The organism is Algoriphagus aestuariicola, assembly GCF_017254835.1.
GTDB lineage: Bacteria > Bacteroidota > Bacteroidia > Cytophagales > Cyclobacteriaceae > Algoriphagus > Algoriphagus aestuariicola.
This window is the reverse complement of record NZ_JAFKCW010000003.1, coordinates 698,951-719,227: the sequence shown is the minus strand read 5'-3', so window position 1 is coordinate 719,227 and position 20,277 is coordinate 698,951. Positions and strand designations below refer to the sequence as shown.

Genomic DNA, 20,277 nt, shown 5'->3' with positions numbered 1-20,277 from the left:
ACTCGCCCATGTTTCCCCTGATTCATGCTGTCGTCTCATCTGAGCAAAGGCATGCAGATCAGCATGGAGGACACCGGAGCTGAGGAAGGTTTGGTGGTTTGTAGGGTTGATCAGGGTTTTCCTCTGTCGGAAAAAGTAAAGGTGGTGAGCTTGCGGGAATTTTTGGATAGAAAGTAAAAAGGCACAAAGTCCTTGGGGATTTTGCGCCTTTGAAGTACTTGTAACGGGTAATGAGTCTCGAACTCACGGCCTTCAGCTTGGATCCGTCGAGGCGGACTACCAACTGAGCTACACCGGCGTTTGTATCAAATGTACCTGTTTACCAAAAAGGCGCAAGATCCGATGGGAAATTGCGCCTTTTTCAGCAAACTGTGTGGGATCTAAGGGATTCGAACCCATGACCTCTGCTCTGTCAAAGCAGCGCTCTAAACCAGCTGAGCTAAGATCCCGGTTTGTGGATGCGAATATATCCAAATGGTGCAGGTTTCAAAAACCCCAAAGCCCTTTTGGCTAAAGAAAACTTTCCCGCAGGTACTTCGCCGTATAGTTTTCCTCCTCCTGGGCCATATCCTCCGGTGTGCCGGCAAAAGTCAGGTGTCCTCCCTTGTTTCCGCCTTCCGGCCCCAAATCGATCACCCAGTCGGCCGACTTGATCACTTCGGTATTATGCTCGATGATAATGACAGAATGGCCCTGGTCGATCAGCGCATTGATGCTATGGAGGAGTTTGCTGATGTCATGGAAGTGCAGACCGGTCGTCGGTTCGTCGAAAATAAAGAGAATGTGGTCACCCGATTTCGTGCCCCCTTTTCCCAGAAAAGACGCCAGCTTCACCCGCTGGGCTTCACCGCCCGAGAGAGTATTGGAACTTTGGCCCATGCCGATATAGCCCAAGCCTACTTCCTGTAAAGGCTGGAGTCGGTTGATGATCTGGGTTTTTCCCTTGAAAAATTCCAAGGCTTCATCGATCGTCATGTCCAAGACTTCGGAGATATCCTTGTCCTTGTATTTGACCTCCAGGATCTCATTCTTGAAGCGCTTGCCCTTGCAAGACTCGCAGGTTAGATGGATGTCCGCCATGAACTGCATCTCCACTGTCGTGGTGCCCTCGCCTTGGCAGGCTTCGCAGCGCCCTCCGTCTACATTGAAGGAGAAAAAGGCAGGCTTGTAGCCACGCTGCTTGCTGAGCGGCTGCTCGGAAAAGAGCGTACGGATAGCGTCATACGCTTTCACATAAGTCACTGGATTTGACCGGGAAGACTTGCCGATTGGGTCTTGGTCGACAAATTCCACTTGTGTGATACGCTTGTAGTCGCCTTCGATTCGATCGTATTTTCCGCCTTCGTCGATCACCGTCCCGAGCATTTTGCCCAGAGCCGGATAAAGCACTTTTTTGATCAAAGTGGACTTTCCGGAGCCGGAAACCCCTGTCACGCAGGTAAGCGTATTGAGCGGAAACTGGACGGTGAGGTTCTTGAGGTTGTTTTCCCGGGCGCCCTTCACCGTGATGGAATCCTTCCACTTGCGGTTGCCGGATTTCTCGAAGATCTTCTCCTCCCCGCGCAGGTATTTGGCGGTATAGGTATTTCCGGAGGTGATCAGGTCTTCGATTTTTCCCTGAAAAAGAAGCTCTCCCCCATGAACTCCCGCATCAGGCCCAATGTCGATGATCTGGTCCGAGGCTTTCATCACTTTGTCTTCATGCTCCACCACAATGACCGTATTGCCTAGGTTTTTGAGGGATTTCAAAACACCCACCAAGCGGTCCGTATCTCTGGGATGCAGACCGATGCTGGGTTCGTCGAGAATGTACATGGATCCTACCAGCGCTGAACCCAGCGAGGTCGCCAGTCGGATCCGCTGGTATTCTCCGCCGGAGAGCGTCGAGCTCAGGCGATTTAAGGTCAGGTAGCCCAGCCCCACCTGATCCATGAATTCCAGGCGGCTAATGATTTCCTTGAGCAGTCGGTTAGCGACTTTGGCGTCATGCTCTGGAAGATCGAGCTTTTGAAAAAAAGCCAAGGCTTCGTCAATCGGCATCAACACCAAGTCGGTGATGGATTTTCCTGCGATTTTCACATATGAAGCATCCTTTCTGAGGCGCGTTCCCCGGCAATCCGGACAGACGGTACGGCCACGGAATCGCGAAAGCATGACGCGGTACTGGATCTTGTAGGTTTTGCTTTCCAAGTCTTCGAAAAAAGCATCCAAGCCTCTGAAGTATTTATTTCCTGTCCAGAGCAATTCCTGCTGTTTCTCGGTGAGTTCGTGGTAGGATCTGTGGATGGGAAAATCAAACTCGATTCCTTTTTTCAGTAGCGGTTCTAACCAGTTCTTGCCGCTTTCACCCCGCCAAGGGGCAATTGCTCCTTCGTAGACCGAAAGGTCTTTGTCTGGAATGACCAAGTCTCGGTCGATGCCCAGGACATTGCCAAAACCTTCGCAGCGCTTGCAGGCTCCGTAGGGATTGTTGAAAGAGAAAAAGTTGACCGAAGGCAGTTCGAAGCTCATCCCGTCCAGTTCGAAGCGGTCTGAAAAAGTACGAGTCTCTATGTCTGGAACAGTAATCTTACAGTCTCCATGGCCTTCGAAAAGTGCCGTTTGCACCGAATCGGCAATCCTAAACTGGTTGTCTTCGTCGTCTTTGATGACCGAAGCCCGGTCGATCAGGATTTCATATTCCCCTTTTTTTACCTTCTTTTCTCTCAAAAGGTCCTCGACAAAGAACACCTCCCCGTCAATCAGAATCCGTGTAAAACCTTTTTGCAGCAAAAGCTCCAGCTCCTGCTCTATCTTGCGTCCTCTTGCCACTTGGAGGGGGCAGGAGATCATGACCTTGGCGCCGTCGTCAAATGAAAGAATGTAATCCACGATGTCTGTGACCGTGTGGTGCTTCACTTCCTTGCCAGAGATGGGCGAAAAGGTCTTGCCCACCCGCGCAAAGAGTAGCTTCAGGTAGTCATAGATTTCAGTTGTGGTGCCTACGGTGGAGCGGGGATTTTTGGTGCTGACTTTTTGCTGGATGGCGATGGCGGGGGCGACGCCTTTGATGTATTCGACGTCGGGCTTTTCCATCCTGCCGAGAAACTGCCGTGCATAGGAACTCAAGCTTTCCACGTACATCCGCTGCCCTTCTGCAAAGAGCGTATCAAACGCCAAGGAAGACTTACCCGAGCCCGAGAGCCCCGTGACCACCACAAACTGATTTCTGGGAATTGCCACGCTCAAGCTCTTGAGGTTGTTGACACGGGCGTTTTTGATGATGATGAATTCTTTGGGATCCAGGGAGTCCAAGTCTTGGGAGGCTTTCGATTTGCTCAAAGTCATAGGGGACAAAGATACAAAGTGAGTGGTGAAAAAGCAGGAAAGTGCCAGCCGCTCTACATGCTTGCTGGGATTTTTACTTCTCTTGGTTGAGTTTTAGCCAGCTTAACAAAAGAAAGATTTATAAGTCGCAGAAATGTTATACTAAACGAATAAAATTTGTATTTTAAAGAGCTGATTTTCAAAATTCTATTAGAATCTGAAAATTTTTAGAAGGTTATCACTTAGTCATTTTTAAATGCCCATTTCGACTTACCGTATGATTTCCAAGGTGCGGGAGAGCTCCAGGTATATTGTCTATCAGGCAAACAGACTGGAGGATTCTCAACCCGTCACCATTCAAACCTTCCGCTCTCCTTATCCCAGTTTTAGGGATTTAAATCATATGAAGCACGAGTTTTCGATTTTGTCGAAGCTCTCTCATCCCAATATTATCCAACCGCTGAGCCTGGAAAGTCATGAAAATCTTCCCGTGTTGGTCAATGAGGGAGTTAGCGGTGTTTCCTTAAAAATCCATCTGAAAAAAGGCCCCCTGCCGATTGGTGAGTTTTTGGCCATTGCGATTGGCATCACGCAGGCGGTATTATATCTGCACAGCAAAAATATCATCCATAAGAATCTAAATCCGGCCAATATTCTGATCCAAGGAAATGGGGAGGTCAAGGTATGGGGGTTTGAATATGCGATAGAGCGAGGGCGGGATCTAAATTTTTCCAATGTGAGCGAAGCCTTGGAATTGGAGCTTCATTACCTTTCTCCAGAGCAAACCGGCAGAATGAACAGGCCTATCGACCATCGGTCGGATCTGTATTCCCTAGGGGCAATATGTTTTGAAATGCTCCTTGGAAGGCCGGTTTTCCAGCTTCAGGACCCTTTGGAATTGATGCACGCGCATCTGGCAATATTGCCCGAATCTCCAAAAAGACTCCGGCCAGATATACCGGAAATCTTCGACCGAATCATTCTCAAACTGCTTCAGAAAAACACCGAAGACCGATACCAAAGCTGCTCGGGACTGCTCCATGATCTCCAAATTTGCCAACAAGAGTATCATTCCCATCAGAGGATAACGCCGTTTCCACTGGCAAGTCAAGATCATTTGGATCAGTTTCAGATTTCTTCAAAGCTGTACGGGCGTGAGGAAGAGCTCGAAAAAATGGGGGAGGTCTTTCAGCGGACACGCGAAGGCAAAGCAGAATTGGTCTTGGTGAGCGGATATTCCGGTGTGGGCAAGTCGAGCTTTGTACGGGAGTTTCAAAAACATCTAGATTCGACTGGAGGATTTTTTGTGTCGGGAAAATTCGAGCAATACCGCAAGAACCCACCCCTTAGTTCGCTCTTGTTGGCGCTGAATGATCTGGTGAGTCAGGTGTTGATGCTCAGCGAAGAGCAGCAGGATTATTGGAGAACCTTGGTGATGAAGGCTATTGGGAGTTCCGGGCAACTGATTTTGGAAATCATGCCCGAATTAGAGCGGCTAATCGGCCCCCAGCCAAAGATACCCCCATTGCCAATAGCAGAATCAAAGAATCGATTCGATCAGGTTTTCAACAGTTTTGTCAGGGCATTTGCGAGAAAAGATCATCCTCTTTGCATTTTCTTGGATGATTTGCAGTGGTTGGACACCACCACCAGAAGATGGCTGGAGACCACGCTAGAAGATCCAGGGTTGAGTCATCTTCTGGTGATTTGTGCCTACCGGGAAAATGAAGTCTCCCCTTCCCATCCGATGATGCTGATGAAGGATAGGTTGAAAAACCATGATCTCAGGATTACGGAGATAGACCTTCAGCCACTTCCGCTGACTTCGGTCGAGCAGATTATCGGGGATTCTTTGGGGATTTCCCTATCTCAGAGCGCAGAATTGGCGGAGATAGTTTTTCGAAAGACTTTGGGCAATCCCTTTTTTATACGACAATGCCTGTTGACTCTATTTGAAAACGGGGCCATTTACCTATCTCCCGCGACCCATCACTGGACCTATCATGCCAAAAAGGCTCTAGAAGTGAAAATCAGCGACAATGTCGTGGAGCTGATGGCCGAATTGTTTCACCGGCTGCCAGCGGAAGTTCAGACTACTCTAAAATTTGCCTCCTGTGTCGGAACAGTTTTTTCGATCGAAATCCTGAGTGTTTTGTTGGAAATACCGGAAGCAGAGCTGGAAATGCAGCTCAAACTGGCCGAAAAGCTTTGTATCATCGAAAATCTCAAGAGCCGCGAACGATTCGGTGAGGGAGATTTTATTTTTCAACATGACAAAATTCAACAAGCCGCCTTGGGAATGCTTCCCGATCGGGAAAAAAAGCAAATTCGCCTGGCCATCGCAGAAAGCATTTCTTCCAAATTGGGAGAGATAGGGCATACAGACTTTATCTACACCGTCACAGATCATTTCAATTTTGCCCAAAGCCTGATCCAAAACCAAGAGACACTTAAGCGGCTGGTACGTCTCAATCTTGCGGCTGGAATCCGCTCAAAAAATGCCAATGCCTACGAATCCTTTCTGAATTACATCAAATCTGGGATGGATTTGATCGAAGAAGGCCACCTGGAGATGGACGGGAGTATTTTAAAAGACCTCTACCTCTATCGGGCGGAAGCGGAACATTTGACAGGGAACAATCAATCTGTCGAGGAATACTTTGACAAAGCTCTCCAGTTTTCCAACAACGTCCTGGAAAAAGCTAGGGTAATGATCCGCAAAATCCAGTATTACAACAATATCCGAAACTTCGAGGCAGCCTATCAGGCGTGTCGGGAAGCCTCCGCGGATTTGGGAGTGGCAATTCCGGAAAGGTTTTCAGCTCCGGCGTTGTTGATTGAGTTCGCAAAGTACAAGGTTTTCAAGGGGCGAAGGGAGGTAAATCAATTGATTGACTTGCCAGAAATGCGGGACGAAAAACTCAAAACAGCCATTTTGGTCATGGCTGCTGCGGGACAGTCAGCTTTTCAGATACGGCCCGAACTCTGCGTTTTGCTTTGTGCGGTCATTGTGAATCTTTGTCTGAAGCATGGCAATACCTCCGGGGCATTTGTGGGATATCTTGGATTCGGTTCGGTCTTTCACAGTGGGATTTTGGGATTCAGGACCACCGGTTACAAGTTTGGAAAGCTGATCTTGGAACTGATTGAAAAATACCATGATTACGGCGGAAGAGCGGAAGCCTATTTTGTAACGGGTTACTTTTCCATCCCATGGCGACGACCCGCCTTGGAAATGGAGCAAAATTGGCAGACAGCCTATGAGGCGGGACTGGAAGCTGGAGATCAGTTTCACGCCAGCTGTGCGATTTGCGCCACTCTTCAGAGTCAATTTATGCGAGGAGTTCCGTTTGAGACGGTCATGGAAACCAGCAAGTCTTTCCTGGATTATTTACGGAGAATCCAGTCCGAGGAAGGAATCCTTACCCAGAACGCTGTAGTTCAAGCGATCAATAATCTAAAAGGGCAGACAGAAGATATATCGAGCTTCACGGACGGGAAATTCAAGGAAGACGAGTACGTGGACAAATTAGCTCATTTCAATTCCAGGCACTTTGCGCATTTCTATTTTATCAACAAGATGCAGACGCTGTATCTCTGGGAGCAATATGAAAAAGCACAGGAGATAGCTTTGGTTTCCGAGACTTATCTCAAAGATTCCCCGGGGATGCTTCATACAGCCGAGCATTATTTTTATCAGGGGCTGATTTTGGCTGCCAGAATTCCGGATTTGACTGGTTTGGAAAAGTTGAAGGCCAGCAGAAAACTCCAGGGGATAGTCCGGAAATTCACAACCTACTCTCTGCACTGTCCGGATAATTTCGAACATAAATATCACCTGCTCGAGGCTGAACTGAACAAAACAAAGGGTAGGACCGATCTGGCCCAATCACATTATTACAAAGCCTTGGAGGCTGCAGAACAGTATCATTATCTGCAGATTCAGGCTCTGGCAAACCGAAGGCTTTTTGAGTTGTTTCTGGAATCGGGGCAAAAGAAAATGGCGGCCATTCACCTCAATGATGCAGAATACCAATATGATTTATTGGGAGCCGATGGAATAGTCGATCTGATGGGATCTAAAAGATCGTTCGGTGATTTTTCTCCGAAAGAGCTCAAATTCGGAACGAGTATGCATGCCGGAGACAAATCCAAACGGGATCTTTCTACCCAAGAACTGGATCTGAGATCGGTAATGAAGTCGACGCAGGCCATTTCCCAAGAAATCCGGCTAAAAGATCTTCTCAGAACGCTGATGAAGATCATCATAGAAAATGCCGGTGCTCAACGGATGGTGTTTCTATTCAAAAATGGGCAAGACCTACTCGTACAATCAGAATCCTGTACCAAAGATCCGGAGCCGAAGCTGTTTAACAATCTCCCGCTGATGTATTTCACCGAACTGTCTAAAGAGGTAATTCATTTTGTGGCCAAAACCAAAGAAAACATCATTTTGGACAATGCCAGCAAAGACGCCAGATTTTCTCGGGATCCTTACATCCAAAAAGAAGCATTGAAATCCATCTTGTGCGTTCCTCTGGTCAAAAAAGGAGAAGTCACAGGAATCATCTATCTGGAAAACAACCTGATCGAGGGAGCATTTACCAAAGAAAGGCTCGATCTGATAAATATTTTATCCAGTCAAATGGCCATCTCTCTGGAAAATGCCCTGCTCTACCAGAACATGGAGGATAAAGTCAGACTTCGAACCAAGCAGCTCCATGAGGAAAAGGAAAAGGCAGATAAGCTCCTCTTGAATATTCTTCCCCCTGACGTAGCCAGAGAGTTGATTGATCAGGGACAGTTTAAAGCGCGACATTTCACCAATGTCAGCGTGATGTTCACGGATATTGTCAATTTTTCACAAATCGGAGAGCAACTTTCCGCGGAGGATTTGGTGGCTGAATTGAACTATTTCTACTGCGAGTTTGACCGGATAATGGATAAGTACGGCTTGGAAAAAATCAAGACGATCGGGGATAGTTACATGTGTGCTGGAGGATTGAATCAAAATCAGGAGTTTGACGTGTCAAACATCATTTTGGCCGCTTTTGAGATCAACGAATTCATCCGAAAAAATCAAACCGAAAAACGAAGTTCAGGCGCCCCCGATATCTCCATGAGGATAGGAATCCACTCTGGGCCGGTGATCGCGGGGATTGTTGGGATCAAAAAGTTTGCCTACGATATCTGGGGTGATACCGTCAATATCGCCTCCAGAATGGAAACCAGCGGCCAAGCCGGGAAAATAAACATCAGTGGCGATACCTATCGGCTGATTGAGGATCGGTTCAGATTTATTCCCAGGGGAAAGATAGAAGTAAAAAACAAGGGGCAAGTGGAAATGTACTTTGTGGAGCCATTGAAATGACCCCAAGCTCAGAAATGCTTGGGTAGAAAGATTGAAGTTTTGTAAACCAAAAACCCATAAATAATGAGCTATCTCAGTTATCCCAGAATCAATTTTTACGGGAGGTTTTTCACGGATCCTTCCACTGTTAACAACGACCCCACCCATTACATTGTGAGTGACGACCCTCCATCACCCTGGCAAAATCCGGACGGATTGCACCAGTTTAAATTGGAGAATTGTACCGTAGTTTCTACCATTGGGCAAAACGGAGAGGTGGCTGACCCGATAGTCAATATGCCATTCATGACTACAAATACTCCCTCTCCTGCCAAAATCGCTGATCTGGATGTCTATCAACAAGGGGTTCCGACCATTTACGGCATGCAGGTCAGTATTCCGATTTCGTCTACTGTTAGTCTGACCGGAGTAGTGGATCCTGCCGTGCTCAACCAGCTCTGGTGGGTGTCTGTATTGGCTACCCGCAGCTGGCAGGACTCAGATTACCTGATGGATAGTTTCGGCGGAGATATGAATGCTTGCGGGATTTTTCAGTCGGTCATCAGAATCCCTCAAGGTTCTTGGCCGGAAGATTCGACTTCACCGATTCTCCAGCAGCTTAGGGAAAGGACTGCTTTAGAGGACGGGAACTACCTGATCTCTATGAGGTTTGTGGTAGATGGCTATCGAAATGTTCCCGAGGACAAAAATTACCAAACAGGGAGAATAACAGGTTCCCTGGGACCTGTCCTCGGAAATGAACCCAGATACAATGCCGGAGCAAGATGGATGTGGGGAAGAGCTCAGGACAAATCCAATCCCTGGAACTGGCCCATGTTTAACAACGTCCAGTTTGTCGTCGATTTTTCCAGAAAACTTCTGATTCTGGATTTGGCCAATGGCATTTGCAGACAAAATGCCGGAGGAGCACCTGTGGATTTGGGAAATTTGACTGCCTGGATTGTACCCGAACAAGGAGATAAAGTATCTCTGGGGAATGTGGATTATTCGGAATTCTGTTACAACCTATATTCTCATATCGTGGAGATCCCCTTGACAGATGAGCAATTGGCTTTGGCTAAGAATTCACAAATTCAGCTGACCATGTCAAGGACGGACATTGGTCCCTCTTTGGTTTTCAGTGAAAATGTCGACCAAACAAATGTTGAGGTAGAGGTTAGGCCTATTCGGATCTCAGGTACTCCCGGGACAACCGCCACCACCAAGGTTTTTGTCAGTAAAATGTGCAAACCATTGCTTGGAAAACAGCTGAAACTGGACATCATCAGTGTCCACGGGGATACACCCGGAGCCACAGTGCCACCAAGCAATCCCGGAAATACCCCGCAAGCTATTGGTGCTATTTCTGCCAGTATTTCTCCCACGGATAGCAATGGGTATGCGACAGTGACCATCGAAATTCTCAAAGATCCTGGTTTTAGAACTCCACTCTTGGATGGACAACTCTACTTCATCAATCTATATGATCCAGCTGAGCCTGTACCCATTTCCCCTTCCCAAAGTTCTATAATCTCCTGTTTGGCTTGGTCGGACTACCAGGTAAATGAAAACCCAACCTGGGAGGACGTTCAGGAGATTTTGGCTGGGTATGTCAAACTGTTTCCGGGGATGAACAAAAAGATCAATTTTAGCGATTTCCCCACCTTTCAGACTTTTGCGCTCAATCCACCCTGGCAGGCTTATCAAGTTCCCCCTCCAAATGGACCCTTGGGGATTGAACGAGGTGCTATTGGGTTTTATTTGTCCCGGGATATTACCGATCCCAGATACATGCCGGTCACCAGAGATCTTTCTCCTGCCAAGCAGATGACCCTTTTTCATTATATCAAAAATTTGATCCAAACACCCATTGTCCCTCCTACCTCATGAAAAATTTTCTAGCCTTTATTCTATCGCTTGGATTGGGAATGGCTCTATTTTCCAGCTGCTCACCAAGAGAAAATTCCGATTCTGAAAAAGAAATTCAAAGTGAGAATCTTGCAGTGCTATTGGATTCAAACGCCGTTGCAGGGGCTCTTCCTTTCACTATTGAATTTGAAGAGAAAACCTTTACCGGAAAACCGGATTTGCCTAGGCTGCAGTCTTACGTCAGTGCGGTCACCCAGGATGGACAGTTATTAGTCGCCGGGGGGAGGAGACAGGGGCTTCACACCTTTAATGGCGCTCCGGGAATAAACTTTGTAAAAGACAGCGCAAATAATTTTTTGTTTGTCATCGACCCCAACTCAGGCGACCAATGGTCATTTGATGTCAATCAGTTGAGCGGGGATTATTCCGCTCCCCTTCAGTCCACTAACCTTCAATCCTATCTGGATGAAAGTACCCGTCAAATGTATGTGGTGGGCGGCTATGGTTGGAAATCAGATGGAAGTAACATGAAGACCTTTGGAACAGTCATCCGTTTTCATTTGGAGGACTTGGCAAACGCCATTAAAAGCGGAGCAAATGCTCAGACAATTCAGTCCCTGATGAGTATCGGCAACGATGATCGGTTGGCCATTACAGGGGGCGAATTATTGATGCTCAACGGGAGTTTTTACCTGGTCTTTGGACAGCGATTTGACGGACAATACCGGGCCTTTGGAGGATCGGATTTTACCCAAGAATATTCCAATCAATTCAGGACATTTCGGCTTGATCCCCAAACTCTAAAAATATCTGTTTACGGAGCAGGGACCAATTCAGGAGCAGACCAACCATTTCACCGGCGAGATGGAAACATTTTTGAAAGTGTGGACCCCAAAACAAGTTTGCCAATCATTATGGCTTTGGGAGGTGTGTTCAAGCCAGGGATAATTGGCGCGTATGATTACCCCATCTATATTTCAGGACCCGGATCGGTGAGCATGGACTCTACTGTTCATCAGAGATTTAGCCAGTACGAATGTCCGGTAATTCCGATCTACTACGCTTCGGAAGAGGATACATCCGTCTATCATACCTTATTTGGGGGAATCAGCGCCTATTATTATCACCAAACTCCCGCCCAAAAGGCAGCTTTTGATACTGTGACGGTTCAGGGGAGAAATGACGGATTTCCCTTTGTGTCGGATGTCAGCACCTTCCAGAGATCTTCCAATGGGACTTATCAGGAATTCATTCTACCGGAACCTATACAAAACAACCGACTCTTGGGCACCAGCATTCCATTTATCAAAAATCCGGCCTTGAGTGCAAATGGACAGGCTTTTGACAATGGAGTATTGCAGCTCAATAATTTCCCGGAAGGAAGTAGAGTTTTGGTGGGGTATATCTACGGAGGTATCGAAGCGGAATTTCCCTTACCTCTGCAGCCAAATCATGGGACATTTGTATCAAATTCTCTTTTTGCAGTCTATGTGACCAGAACACCAGCAGCTGCAATACCAGCTAGTTTTGCGACAAAGGCTCGAGATGGTTCCCCTTTGACTCAACTACCCCGTTGATTTTTGGGGGGAAAAGAGAATTTCCCCCAGCGGATCTTTATTACGAACCTTTCTTGAGTTGACCCAAAATTTCGCTAATTCGGGCCATGGATTTCCAATTTCTTCTGGACGGACTGGCCGAAGGGCTGCGCAATATGACTTGGCTGGAGGGAATCGCCGCTTTTTTTGGGATTGCCTCGGTTTTCTACTCCATGCGCGAGCATATTTGGGTCTATCCGACAGGCTTGATTTCTACTTCGATCTACGTTTGGATATGCTTTGAATATAAGCTCTACGCCGACATGGGCATCAATGCCTACTATTTTGGTATGTCAATCTACGGGTGGTATGTCTGGACTCATCCCAAAGAAGATCAAGCCAAACTTCCCGTGACCTGGCTATCCGGCAAGGGTTGGGGCTATTCAGCGCTTCTCTTTGTGGCTTCCTATGCCGTGCTTTCCCAGGTTTTGGCTCGTTTCACCGATAGTGATGTGCCCTACTGGGATTCCTTCACCACAGCTTCAGCCTTTGTGGGCATGTGGCTGATGGCCAAAAAGAAAGTCGAAAACTGGTACTTTTGGCTGCTGACTGACCTAGTGGCGATACCCCTTTATTTTTACAAGGGCTTGTTGCTCACATCCTTCCAGTATCTTGTTTTTACCATCCTCGCCACTCTCGGACTGATCGCGTGGATCAAATCTGCCAAAACCCATGTCCAATCCTAAACGCATCCTTATCCTGGGGCCGGAATCGACCGGCAAGAGTACACTGGCAGAGGACTTGGCCAAGCATTTTGGTGAACCTTGGGTGCCGGAGTTTGCCAGGGAATATCTGGAAAAAATCGAGCGGCCTTACCGATACGAGGATCTTTCGGAGATTGGAAGAGGACAAGTGGCCTCTGAGGATTTGCTTGCCGAAAAGGCCGAGAGATTTCTTTTTGTCGACACCGATCTAAGGGTGATCCACATTTGGTCGGAGCATAGGTTTGGAAAGACGGATCCTTGGGTTTTGGATCAAATGGCGGAGCGGAAGTATGATTTGATTTTGCTGACGGACACCGATTTGCCCTGGACACCCGACCCAATGAGGGAATATCCGGAGCTGGAGATGCGCCAGTATTTCTTCGAAAAATACCTGAATCTGGCAAAAGTGAGCGGCTTTCTCTATGCAGTCGTTTCAGGCGACCGCAATGCGCGACGGGAAAAAGCCATAGCGGTTCTTCAGTCGCTTTGACACACTCCTACCGCAAGAGCTATTTTGTTTCGGCTAGTATTCGTCAAGTGCGGTGTCTTTTCCTTTTCGGGCTTCCCTACTTCTCACCACTTTCCCAATGCCAATGTCGCCGCCTCGACGATCCGCATCTGATCGGGATGGTAGTTGTTGTTCAGCACGATAACGGTTTTTTTGTCTTCGATGAAGCGCACGATGATGGTTTTGTACCCAGGATTGTCACCGGTATGAAGCACCATCTTGCCGAAAGGGCTTTTGGGGTCTATCTCCCAGCCAAACCCATAGTAGCTGCGCCGGTTATCATTTAGGATAAAAGGCGCCATCGCCTCATCCAGCGTAGCCTTTTTCACCAACTTTTGAGAATAGAGCGCCTGATCCCATTTCAGCAGGTCTTCGGCATTGCTACTGACTCGGCCGGGGCCTTTTCGGTTTCCCAGCCAGACGGTGTAGTCCGAGTCATGGAACTTGTTTGCGTTGACATAATTCCCCAGACTGTCTTTGAGATGTCCTGCGGCGAAGTTGACAACGGACACTTTCTCCTCCAAGCTTCGGATATCGGTCGACTCCATTTTCAGCGGCCTGAAAATCCATGCTCTAGCTAGTTCTACGAAGTCCTTGCCGCTTGCTTTTTCCACGATGCTTCCCAATAAAACGTAGCCAGTATTGCTGTATTGGTACATTTCACCGGGCTCAAATAGCTTTGGTGGCGCATAACGGTTGAGGTATTCCAGGATTTCGGGATTACCGGCGACCTTGCTTTTGTCCCAATGCTCGTCCATGATGTCCTGATAGTCGGGCAGGCCGCTGGTGTGGGTGAGCAGATGGCGGATAGTGATGCCTGCGTAGGGGATTTCGAGATACTTTTCCACCGGATCGTCGAAGTCCAGCAGTCCTTTTTCCTTACAGATCATTATCAACATGGCGGTGAACTGCTTGGATACGGAGGCAAGCTCGAAGATATCGCGGTTTTGCAGCGGAACCTTTTCTTCAAAAGAGCGGTAGCCAATGGCTTTTTCCAGAAGGATTTCCCCGTTCTCAGCTACCAAAACCACCCCCGAAAATCCGTTTGACTCGGCTTGGCTCAGGGCATTCTGAAGGATTTTTTCCTGCGAAAATGTTGGGGAAACAGAAATGAGAAAAAAGATCAACAGTAGTATAGGCCGGTGGATGTACATGGCATGAAGGGAGAGTTTGCGAATAAAAGATACCATTGTTGGATTGGTAATCCGAAAAAGTCCCCTCGGTTTTTTAAATTACCGCGAAAGCTTCGCTCGACTTTTGACATAAACCCTTTCAAATGCACCTTTTTGCTTGGTTTGCCTATTGCATCTTTGTCCTCTCTTTTGGAAGAGAGCCTTTTGCCCAAACAGATGACCCGAATTCCTCGGATACGACCTTTTACCGGAATCCCGTTTTTGAGCCGGTCTTGGCAGATCCCAGCGTGATCCGTGTGGACGATAGCTTTTACGCCTATGGCACAGAGGACAATTGGGGAGAGGAAGGTGGCTACCATCTGGTTTCTGTTTTGAAATCCAAAGATTTGGTTCATTGGGAGTATCGGCGGGACGCTTTTGACAAGAAGCCGGATTGGAAGCCGAAGGGGGGTATTTGGGCGCCGGACGTGACGCAGGTCGAGGAGGAATTTTGGATGTACTATTCCTTTTCGACTTGGGGCGATCCTAATCCGGGAATCGGGCTGGCGAAATCAGCCTCGCCCGAGGGTCCTTTTGTGGATCAGGGAGCGGTGTTTTTTTCGGAGGAGATCGGGGTGAAAAACTCAATCGATCCCTTCTATTTGGAAGAAAGTGGGAAAAAGTATTTGGCTTGGGGAAGTTTTCACGGGCTATTTTTGACGGAGCTTTCTCCAGATGGGAAAAAGGCCGTCGGTGATAAAGTCCAAATTGCAGGAAATCACCTGGAAGCTGCTTATATCTACAAGCGGAACGGATTTTATTATCTCTTCGGCTCTGCTGGGACCTGCTGCGAAGGCGCAAACTCCACCTACCGCATCCTGGTAGGAAGGGCTGAAAAGCTGGCAGGACCCTATGTGGATAAATCGGGAGCCGAGCTTTTGGATGGAAAATCCGGATCTCTGGTTTTGAAAGGAAGTCCTGGCAAACACGGCGTAGCGGGGCCGGGCCACAATGCTGAAGTTATCACGGACAACCAGGGTCAGGATTGGCTAATGTATCACGGCATATACCTCTCCAAGCCCAAACTCGCCAACGGAACCAACCGGAGAGCACTTTTTTTGGATCCGCTGATCTGGACTGAGGGTTGGCCCTCGGTCGCCGATCAAGTACCGGGATCAGGTAGCACAGCCGCCCCGGTTTTTGGACGATAGTTTATATCAAATCGAATACTAAACAATACCCAAAAAATGACCCGATTTCTTCTCTCTGCGATTATTTGTTTTTCCTTTTTTCTCAGGTCGGTGTATGCTCAACAGCCAGGCCTACTAAATCCAGTATTAGCGGGAGACCGACCCGATCCCACGTTGATCAAGGTTGGCGAATTTTACTACGCTTCCGCCACCTCCAACGAATGGGCACCGCTCTTCCCCATTTTCCAGTCGAAAGATATGATCAACTGGGAGGTAGTGAATTATGTTTTTCCCGAAGGAGCTCCAGCTTGGGCAAAAAACAACTTTTGGGCACCCGAACTATCCTACGATGAGAAGCAAGGAAAGCTCTACGCCTACTACACAGCCCGGGACAAAAACACCAATCGCCTGAGTGTAGCCGTGGCGAGTGCGGATTCGCCGATTGGGAAGTTTCGTGACCATGGGCCTTTGGTAGCCCAAGAGCTCGGCTCTATCGATGCATTTGAGACAAGGGATGAACACGGAAAGCTCTTCCTGCTCTGGAAAGAAGATGGCAACTCGCGTGGACAGAAAACGCCGATATGGGCACAGGAGATCAATGAGGACCGCACCCAGCTCATCGGTGACAAGACAAAGCTCTTTGAAAACGATCAGCCTTGGGAAGGGGGACTGGTCGAAGGAGTGGCCATTTTCCGCAAAAACGGCTACTTCTATGCGACCTATTCCGCTCGAGGTTGCTGTGAAATTGACTGCGACTACGTCACGGGTGTGGCGAGAAGCAAAGCGCTGCTCGGTCCTTGGGAAAAGTTTGGCCAAAACCCCATCCAAGTAGACAATGCAAGCTGGAAATGTCCCGGACACGGCACGGTGATCGAAGAGGACGGAGAGTTTTTCCTGCTCTATCACGCGTACAATACGGAGGGAAGTGTGTTTGTAGGACGACAGGGAGTCTTGGAAAAAATGCACTGGACCGAGGATCTTTGGCCTATCCTACCCGATGAGGCAGCCTATGACCGTAAGCTGAGTTCCCTGGACTTTGAAGATGATTTCTCCAAAGGCTTGGACCCGATTTGGCAGTGGAGGGTGACACAGAAGATCAACTATAGCACCGACGAAAAGGGCCTGTACCTCCAAGCATCAGAAGAGAATGAGGAACTGGGGACCTTGCTTGTCCAAGGCACCAAGTCCCTGGACTATCGATACGAAGTGACGGTCATACCCGACCCACAGGCCGAAGCAGGCTTGGCGCTGATTGGCGGCGCAAATAATGGTTTTGGCGCCCCAGTGGCGGGAATTGGCGTTTCGGTGAAGGGAAACCGCCTCGTGCTCTGGGAAAGTATTGATCGAAAGCGAAGGGAAATTTCCAGTAAAGAAATTCAGGATGAAGCCATTGGTTTGATCCTGGAAATCAAAGATGGCTATCGCCTACAGGCCAAAACGCTGATTGATGGAAAAATGGAGTTAATCGGTAGCGAACAGGACGTACGGCACCTGGTGCCATGGGGCATGGGTTTTCGACTGGGTTTGGTGGCCAAGGGAAGTCCCGAGTCCACCGCACACTTTAGGTCGGTCAAGATCAGTTATTGAGGCATTATTTTTTACGGGAATTCGATAACTTTTAATTACTTAATCCAAGGATCATGAGAATTTACTTCGCCATACTCTTATTTTTTCTCCTTGCCCAGCATGTCGAGGCCCAGCTCAATCAAGCTCAGCGAGATAGCCTGAACCGCCTCACCCAAGCAGACCACCAACTTATGTTGGAGAAGCTCGGCATCGATGCCCTCCGCGCCGGCCCCTCCGGCAATCCCCAGGCGCCCAACGCCGCCAATTCCGACGAGAGCAAAGTGAATTTGGTCAACATGCCCGACCCGCTGATTTTTGAAGATGGAAAAACTGTAAAAAACAAAAAGGATTGGGGCAGGCGACGAGTTGAATTGTTTGAGCTTTTTGATCGAGAAATGTACGGCAGAACGCCTAAAAACCTGCCCTCCGTAAAATGGGAGCTGATTTGGGAAAAAGATTCTTTGATCGGGGGGATTTTGACGAACTACAAAAAAATGAAAGGAATTGTGGATAACTCAGTGTTTCCGGACATTTCCGTTGCGATTGACTTCGACTACGCAGTACCCAAAAATGTGGATAAATCGGTTCCTCTGGTGATGGAGTTTGGGTGGATTTGGCCTGCAGGGATGCAGCGTCCACCAGCCCCTTCCGGCCCGACTTGGCAGGAACAGGTATTGGCGGAGGGTTGGGGATTTGGCGTGATCATACCCACCAGCTACCAGGCGGACAACGGAGCGGGTTTGCGCTCCGGAATCATAGGTTTGGTAAACAAGGGAGAGCCAAGGAAACTGGATGATTGGGGAACGCTAAAAGCTTGGGCTTGGGGAGCAGGTCGGGCTCTTGATTTGCTTGAAAAGGATCCCAAGGTAAATGCAAAAAAGGTAACGATCGAGGGCCTTTCTAGATATGGCAAAGCAGCCCTAGTCACGCTGGCCTACGATTCCAGATTTGCTTTGGGTCTGATCGGCTCTTCGGGTGCCGGTGGAGCCAAGCTGTTGCATCGCGAATTCGGAGAGCAGGTGGAGAATCTGGCATCTTCTGGAGAATACCACTGGTTTACACCTAATTTTATCAAATATGCTGGGCCGTTAAGCCACGACGATTTGCCGGTGGACGCGCATGAACTGATCGCGCTTTGCGCGCCCCGACCGATGTTTATCTCCGTGGGCTCGCCGACTGTGGAAGGCCAATGGATAGATGGCAAGGGCATGTTTGATGCGGCGGTTTTGGCTGGGCCCGTTTACGAACTCGTCGGGAAAAAGCCACTGGCCATCACCGAGTTTCCGCCGATCCAGACATTGGTGGACGGGGATTTGGCATTTCGGCAACATGAAGGAGGGCATACGGTCGGCCCAAATTGGCCACATTTCATCGAATGGGCGAAGCGGTATTTGGAGTAATTAGATGAAAATACCTTTAAAAGAAAAAGGCCAGAAAGAGTTTGAACTAGCCCCCAAATAAGTGTCTGACTTTTGGGGACACATCAGTTTAGCTTTCTAGCCTTTTGTTTTAAAAAGGCGGTAATTATAACCCTCCTTTTCTGTTTGGAGAGCGGGGTGTTGGCCAAGAGGTCGGCTCGCCGCTGCGGAAGTCAAGCGGCACACGCACTTCACGGGATACCATGTTTTCCTCCTCGCATGCCATGTATACCATGATTGCGGCTAGGATAGCATTACTTTTCACATCCTCAAATACCACCTTGTCATAGGTATCCATGTTAGTATGCCAAGTTTGGGTACCGTAGTCCCAGCTGAGAGAGCTCAGGTTGAATGCAGGGACGCCAGCTGCTACAAATGATGCGTAGTCAGAACCTCCGCCTCCAGGATTGCCAGGGAAGGAAGTTTCGATGTCTTTGGTGATTTCCCGAGGCACTTTGTTCATCCAGCGACCAAGATACTCGTAGCTGTCCACAAAGCCCTGACCGGAAAGGTTCGCCACGCGGCCAGTTCCGTTGTCCTGGTTGAAGAGCACTTGGATTTTCTCCATCATTTCCGGATGGTCTTCCACGAAAGCTCTTGAGCCGTTCAACCCCTGCTCTTCAGAACCCCAATGCCCCACGAGGATGGTTCTTTTTGGATTTGGATACACCTTCTTTAGAATTCGCATCACTTCCATCATCAGGATCGTACCGGTCCCGTTATCGGTAGCGCCGGTTCCGCCGTCCCAAGAGTCAAAGTGTGCGGATAGCATCACGTATTCCTCAGGCTTTTCGGTGCCTTTGATCTGAGCGATGGTGTTTTGGGTTGGCTGCACGCCGGTCTCCTTGGATTGTGCGTTCAGGTGGATTTGTGGCTTTTTGCCACTTTCAGCCAGTCGGAAAAGCATACCGTAATCTTCAAGTGACAAGTCGACGGTAGGAACTTTCTTGGTGGAGGCGGAAAAAATTTTGTTTGCGCCAAAGGCCCTAGACCAGTAGGAGGTGATAATCCCCGCCGCACCCGCTTCTTCCAAAGCAATAGGCAATGTGCTCCTGTTTTTGCCTGTTTTTTGGGTTCTTTCCATCCATTCTTTTTCGATCTCGGAGCGTTCTTCTTTCATTGCTTCGAAAGAAGACTCGGTGGCCCATTTTTCCCAGTTGTAGTCCGGGCGACCGGTGAGCTGGGGAGCCGAGATCATGACATATTTGCCTTTGACGGAAGGAAGCCATTTTTGGAAAGCGACTGAGTCGGCAAACTCGGGCAACACAACCACTTCTCCTATCACGCCGCCCTTTGGCGAGGCCGGACTCCAAGCCAGTTGCATTCCTGAAAGGGAGCGAGTCCAAGGAGCGACCATGTCGATGTGGGTGATGCCTCTCTCCCAGCCTCTCCACTCGCCCCACTTTTCGTTGTGGGCTTCGATGCCCCAGGTACCATATTGCTGCACTGCCCAGTCGTGCGCCTTCTGCATTTGCGGGGAGCCAACCAATCTCGGGCCGATGCCGTCGAGCAGTTCGTGAGCCAGATTCTCCAACTGGGAGTTTTCGTTGGCTTCTTTGATAATAGCTTCGATTACTGGATCCTGTGCTTGGGCGGTACCCGCCAGCATCAGGAGCAATCCGAGGCCGTAGAAGTAGATTTTCTTCATAGCTAGTGATA

Annotated in this window: 12 protein-coding genes and 1 tRNA gene; 9 read left to right on the top strand and 4 right to left on the bottom strand. The window is 48.6% G+C overall.

The window, feature by feature from the left end; translation table 11 throughout:
* Window positions 1–24: 24 nt before the first annotated feature.
* Window positions 25–177 carry a hypothetical protein gene (locus J0A67_RS15800; RefSeq protein WP_206570330.1) on the top strand — a complete coding sequence of 51 codons (153 nt, stop codon included), beginning with the start codon at window positions 25–27 and terminating at the stop codon, window positions 175–177.
* Between the two features lie 197 nt (window positions 178–374).
* Here the strand turns inward: J0A67_RS15800 and J0A67_RS15795 are convergent.
* Window positions 375–449: transfer RNA gene (locus J0A67_RS15795), tRNA-Val, on the bottom strand.
* Between the two features lie 61 nt (window positions 450–510).
* Window positions 511–3,327: an excinuclease ABC subunit UvrA gene (gene uvrA, locus J0A67_RS15790; protein WP_206570329.1), complete on the bottom strand. Its 2,817-nt coding sequence runs from the start codon at window positions 3,325–3,327 to the stop codon at window positions 511–513.
* A gap of 235 nt (window positions 3,328–3,562) precedes the next feature.
* On the opposite strand from uvrA, the gene J0A67_RS15785 reads away from it, so the two are divergent.
* From J0A67_RS15785 to J0A67_RS15765, 5 genes are all read left to right on the top strand, one after another.
* Window positions 3,563–8,677 (top strand): adenylate/guanylate cyclase domain-containing protein, encoded by a 5,115-nt coding sequence (locus J0A67_RS15785; protein WP_206570328.1) that lies wholly within the window; start codon window positions 3,563–3,565, stop codon window positions 8,675–8,677.
* A 63-nt stretch (window positions 8,678–8,740) separates the two neighbouring features.
* On the top strand, window positions 8,741–10,546 hold the full coding sequence (locus J0A67_RS15780; RefSeq protein WP_206570327.1) for a hypothetical protein: 1,806 nt from the start codon (window positions 8,741–8,743) through the stop codon (window positions 10,544–10,546).
* Window positions 10,543–12,102, top strand: coding sequence for a hypothetical protein (locus tag J0A67_RS15775; protein ID WP_206570326.1), 1,560 nt, complete (start codon window positions 10,543–10,545; stop codon window positions 12,100–12,102). Before J0A67_RS15780 ends, J0A67_RS15775 begins: the two co-directional genes overlap by 4 nt.
* A gap of 86 nt (window positions 12,103–12,188) precedes the next feature.
* Window positions 12,189–12,806, top strand: coding sequence for a nicotinamide riboside transporter PnuC (gene pnuC / locus J0A67_RS15770; protein ID WP_206570325.1), 618 nt, complete (start codon window positions 12,189–12,191; stop codon window positions 12,804–12,806).
* On the top strand, window positions 12,793–13,314 hold the full coding sequence (locus J0A67_RS15765; RefSeq protein WP_206570324.1) for an AAA family ATPase: 522 nt from the start codon (window positions 12,793–12,795) through the stop codon (window positions 13,312–13,314). The genes pnuC and J0A67_RS15765 overlap by 14 nt, the downstream gene beginning before the upstream one ends.
* A gap of 83 nt (window positions 13,315–13,397) precedes the next feature.
* Here the strand turns inward: J0A67_RS15765 and J0A67_RS15760 are convergent, their stop codons facing one another.
* Complete coding sequence (locus tag J0A67_RS15760) at window positions 13,398–14,522, bottom strand: serine hydrolase domain-containing protein (protein WP_241265207.1); 1,125 nt, start codon at window positions 14,520–14,522, stop codon at window positions 13,398–13,400.
* Between the two features lie 86 nt (window positions 14,523–14,608).
* Between J0A67_RS15760 and J0A67_RS15755 the strand changes: the two genes are divergently transcribed.
* From J0A67_RS15755 to J0A67_RS15745, 3 genes are read left to right on the top strand one after another with little or no spacing between them, the layout of a single operon-like run.
* Window positions 14,609–15,655 (top strand): family 43 glycosylhydrolase, encoded by a 1,047-nt coding sequence (locus tag J0A67_RS15755; RefSeq protein WP_206570323.1) that lies wholly within the window; start codon window positions 14,609–14,611, stop codon window positions 15,653–15,655.
* A gap of 36 nt (window positions 15,656–15,691) precedes the next feature.
* Window positions 15,692–17,221, top strand: coding sequence for a glycoside hydrolase family 43 protein (locus J0A67_RS15750; protein ID WP_206570322.1), 1,530 nt, complete (start codon window positions 15,692–15,694; stop codon window positions 17,219–17,221).
* A 53-nt stretch (window positions 17,222–17,274) separates the two neighbouring features.
* Window positions 17,275–18,600 carry a glucuronyl esterase domain-containing protein gene (locus J0A67_RS15745; RefSeq protein ID WP_241265206.1) on the top strand — a complete coding sequence of 442 codons (1,326 nt, stop codon included), beginning with the start codon at window positions 17,275–17,277 and terminating at the stop codon, window positions 18,598–18,600.
* Window positions 18,601–18,724: 124 nt separating this feature from the next.
* Here J0A67_RS15745 and J0A67_RS15740 read toward each other — a convergent pair whose 3' ends face one another.
* Window positions 18,725–20,266: a M20/M25/M40 family metallo-hydrolase gene (locus tag J0A67_RS15740; RefSeq protein ID WP_206570321.1), complete on the bottom strand. Its 1,542-nt coding sequence runs from the start codon at window positions 20,264–20,266 to the stop codon at window positions 18,725–18,727.
* Window positions 20,267–20,277 lie beyond the last annotated feature (11 nt).

Excerpts from the sequence above, each read along its gene's own strand:
- J0A67_RS15760 (WP_241265207.1), bottom strand. The coding sequence starts at position 14,522 with ATGGTATCTTTTATTCGCAAACTCTCCCTTCATGCCATGTACATCCAC.
- J0A67_RS15745 (WP_241265206.1), top strand. The coding sequence starts at position 17,275 with ATGAGAATTTACTTCGCCATACTCTTATTTTTTCTCCTTGCCCAGCAT.
- J0A67_RS15750 (WP_206570322.1), top strand. The coding sequence starts at position 15,692 with ATGACCCGATTTCTTCTCTCTGCGATTATTTGTTTTTCCTTTTTTCTC.
- J0A67_RS15780 (WP_206570327.1), top strand. The coding sequence starts at position 8,741 with ATGAGCTATCTCAGTTATCCCAGAATCAATTTTTACGGGAGGTTTTTC.
- J0A67_RS15800 (WP_206570330.1), top strand. The coding sequence starts at position 25 with ATGCTGTCGTCTCATCTGAGCAAAGGCATGCAGATCAGCATGGAGGAC.
- pnuC (WP_206570325.1), top strand. The coding sequence starts at position 12,189 with ATGGATTTCCAATTTCTTCTGGACGGACTGGCCGAAGGGCTGCGCAAT.
- J0A67_RS15740 (WP_206570321.1), bottom strand. The coding sequence starts at position 20,266 with ATGAAGAAAATCTACTTCTACGGCCTCGGATTGCTCCTGATGCTGGCG.
- uvrA (WP_206570329.1), bottom strand. The coding sequence starts at position 3,327 with ATGACTTTGAGCAAATCGAAAGCCTCCCAAGACTTGGACTCCCTGGAT.
- J0A67_RS15765 (WP_206570324.1), top strand. The coding sequence starts at position 12,793 with ATGTCCAATCCTAAACGCATCCTTATCCTGGGGCCGGAATCGACCGGC.
- J0A67_RS15775 (WP_206570326.1), top strand. The coding sequence starts at position 10,543 with ATGAAAAATTTTCTAGCCTTTATTCTATCGCTTGGATTGGGAATGGCT.
- J0A67_RS15785 (WP_206570328.1), top strand. The coding sequence starts at position 3,563 with ATGCCCATTTCGACTTACCGTATGATTTCCAAGGTGCGGGAGAGCTCC.
- J0A67_RS15755 (WP_206570323.1), top strand. The coding sequence starts at position 14,609 with ATGCACCTTTTTGCTTGGTTTGCCTATTGCATCTTTGTCCTCTCTTTT.